The organism is Pontimicrobium sp. MEBiC01747, from assembly GCF_053601635.1.
Window position 1 is genome coordinate 1 of the sequence record NZ_JBSHNS010000429.1, and the last position, 2,532, is coordinate 2,532.

A 2,532-nucleotide genomic window follows, 5' to 3' on the forward strand; every position below is an offset into this window, starting at 1 on the left:
GACCTATATCGTATTGAAAATGAAGAGGAATTATACAATTTTGGGATTGAGGAATACCTTTCTAGTAACAATTGGCTATTGGTTGAATGGCCAGAAATATTAAAAGACATTCTACAAACTAATACCTGTAACATACACATAAAACAGAACGAAAACGGTACGAGAACCCTTACAATGTCTGTATAAAACGCATATTACCCCTCTTTTTAAAACCCAACAAAACAAACGTATTTTTGGAATATTACGGTTTTACCCGTAACAAAATTTTAAAAAACAATCAATTTTAACATTTTTTTAACATTTAAGCTTAAATTAAGCTTAGGTTTTAGTTAAATTTGATTACATATTCACCCTAAACCAAAACCAAAATGAAGTCTAAAAAGCACATAATAGTATTAGCCCTCTTTGGCTGTGTTTTCTTCGCTGCAAACGCAGACAGCATCATTGATTTAATTAACCAAACAGAAACAGCAATCGATGGAAGAAAAATTAAAATACCGACAAACGGGTAATAAAAAAACAATTATTATAGGAAGTGTAATAGCTACTTTTATAGCTATTACACCTTACCTATTTTATTTACATGAAATAGTGCCAAATACCGCAACTTGGGAAACACTCATTTATACATTTCACAGTGAAATATACGAAGATGTCCAAGTAGTCGTATGGACACTTACTGGTAAAATTATCCCTTTAATATTATTAATAATATGGTTTTTTACATGTAGACACTGGTGGTACCATGCTTTACTAGTTCCAATTGCCATGTATTTATATCAAATTATAAGTTTTTCATTATCTAATAGTTTTTTAATCGATGAATTTGAACTAATACACATTATACCTTTTATTGCTGTAATAATACCAAGCATCTACCTTATTAGAGCAAGGTTATTCAATAGATTAAATTCAGTTGGAAAATCTATACAAGAACTGGAAGACGAATTAAAAATGAAGCCTAAAGGAATTAAAGGTGTTTTTAATCAGTATTTTTAATAGATTTTGTAATCATTCAAAATTTATTCGTAATTTGATTTTTTATTACAATCTAATTACAAAAAATGGATAAACCTATCACTCCTTTTTCTAAGGCACAATTGCTTCCTCAAGAAGAAACACTTGAGATATTAAAGAAAAAAAGCGCTTTGTTTTTGGGGATTCCCAAAGAAACAGCTTTTCAAGAGAAAAGAGTATGCCTAACACCAGACGCAGTGTCTGCCATTGTAAATAACGGCAATCGGGTACTAATAGAATCGAATGCAGGAAAAGGCGCAAACTTTAGTGATAAAGATTATAGTGAGGCTGGAGCAGAAATAACAAATGATACAGAAAAGGTATATTCATGCCCAATGATTTTAAAGGTAGAGCCTCCTACTCTAGAAGAATTAAAGTTAATAAACCCACAAACTATATTAATTTCCGCATTACAGTTAAAGACTCAAAATAAAAAGTATTTTGAAACTTTAGCTTCTAAGCGAATTACCGCTTTAGCTTTTGAATTTATAAGAGATGATGATGGTGCTTACCCAGCAGTTAGAGCTTTAAGCGAATTGGCTGGAACTGCTTCTGTTTTAATAGCTTCGGAGTTATTGAGTAATTCCAATAATGGTAATGGCCTTATGCTTGGTAATATTAGTGGTGTACCACCAGTTGAAGTTGTTATACTTGGCGCTGGTACTGTTGGAGAGTTTGCCGCAAGAAGTGCTATTGGACTTGGAGCAAATGTAAAAATATTCGACAACTCTATAACCAAATTAAGGTGTGTGCAAGCCAATTTGAGCCGTACACTTTACACTTCTACCATACAGCCAAAACACTTAAGTAAAGCCTTAAAACGTTGTGATGTTGTTATTGGAGCTGTTAGAGGAAAAAACAGAGCTCCAGTTATTGTTACCGATGCAATGGTAGAACAAATGAAAAAAGGTTCTGTAATTATCGATGTTAGTATAGATATGGGGGGCTGTTTTGAAACCAGCGAAGTCACAACACATAAACACCCAACCTTTATTAAACATGGCGTTATACATTATTGTGTCCCTAACATTCCAGCTAGATATTCTCGTACAGCTTCTGCATCTATAAGTAATATTTTTACGCCATATTTATTAAAAATAGCTGAAGATGGAGGTCTAGAAAACGCATTACGCCTGGATAGAGGGTTAAAAAATGGGCTCTACTTTTATCATGGTATTTTAACAAATAGATCTGTTGGTGAATGGTTTGATTTAAAATATAGTGATATTAACCTTTTAATATTCTAAATTTGCAATCTATAAAAATTTAGACCCATTGAAATTAATACACAGATTAGGATATTATCTAGGAGGCTTCTCTATTGGATTAATTGTTTTAGCTTTTTTCTTAAACGGCAAAAAGGCTTCATGTAGTTACGGGCCAGAAGCCCGCACACTTAAAGATATTAATAACAAAAAGCTAGTTATTAGTGCGCAATCTAAAGCCTTTATAAGCTTAAAAGATATAGATACTTTAGAGTTAAACTATATATTATATAAAGGCGATGTTGTATTC

3 protein-coding genes and 1 pseudogene are annotated in these 2,532 nt (G+C 32.1%); all 4 read left to right on the plus strand.

The window, feature by feature from the left end; translation table 11 throughout:
• The coding region (locus ACVC2P_RS13895; protein ID WP_452599054.1) for a tRNA (adenosine(37)-N6)-threonylcarbamoyltransferase complex ATPase subunit type 1 TsaE at positions 1-186 on the plus strand (186 nt) is incomplete at its 5' end.
• A 291-nt stretch (positions 187-477) separates the two neighbouring features.
• Positions 478-999, plus strand: a complete 522-nt coding sequence (locus ACVC2P_RS13900; protein WP_452599055.1) for a hypothetical protein — start codon at positions 478-480, stop codon at positions 997-999.
• A 65-nt stretch (positions 1,000-1,064) separates the two neighbouring features.
• On the plus strand, positions 1,065-2,264 hold the full coding sequence (locus ACVC2P_RS13905; RefSeq protein WP_452599056.1) for an alanine dehydrogenase: 1,200 nt from the start codon (positions 1,065-1,067) through the stop codon (positions 2,262-2,264).
• A gap of 28 nt (positions 2,265-2,292) precedes the next feature.
• Positions 2,293-2,532 (plus strand): annotated as a pseudogene (locus ACVC2P_RS13910) (hypothetical protein); the annotation flags it as partial.

Bases quoted from the DNA above. Each gene is read 5' to 3' on its own strand.
- ACVC2P_RS13900 (WP_452599055.1), top strand. From the start codon at position 478: ATGGAAGAAAAATTAAAATACCGACAAACGGGTAATAAAAAAACAATT.
- ACVC2P_RS13905 (WP_452599056.1), top strand. From the start codon at position 1,065: ATGGATAAACCTATCACTCCTTTTTCTAAGGCACAATTGCTTCCTCAA.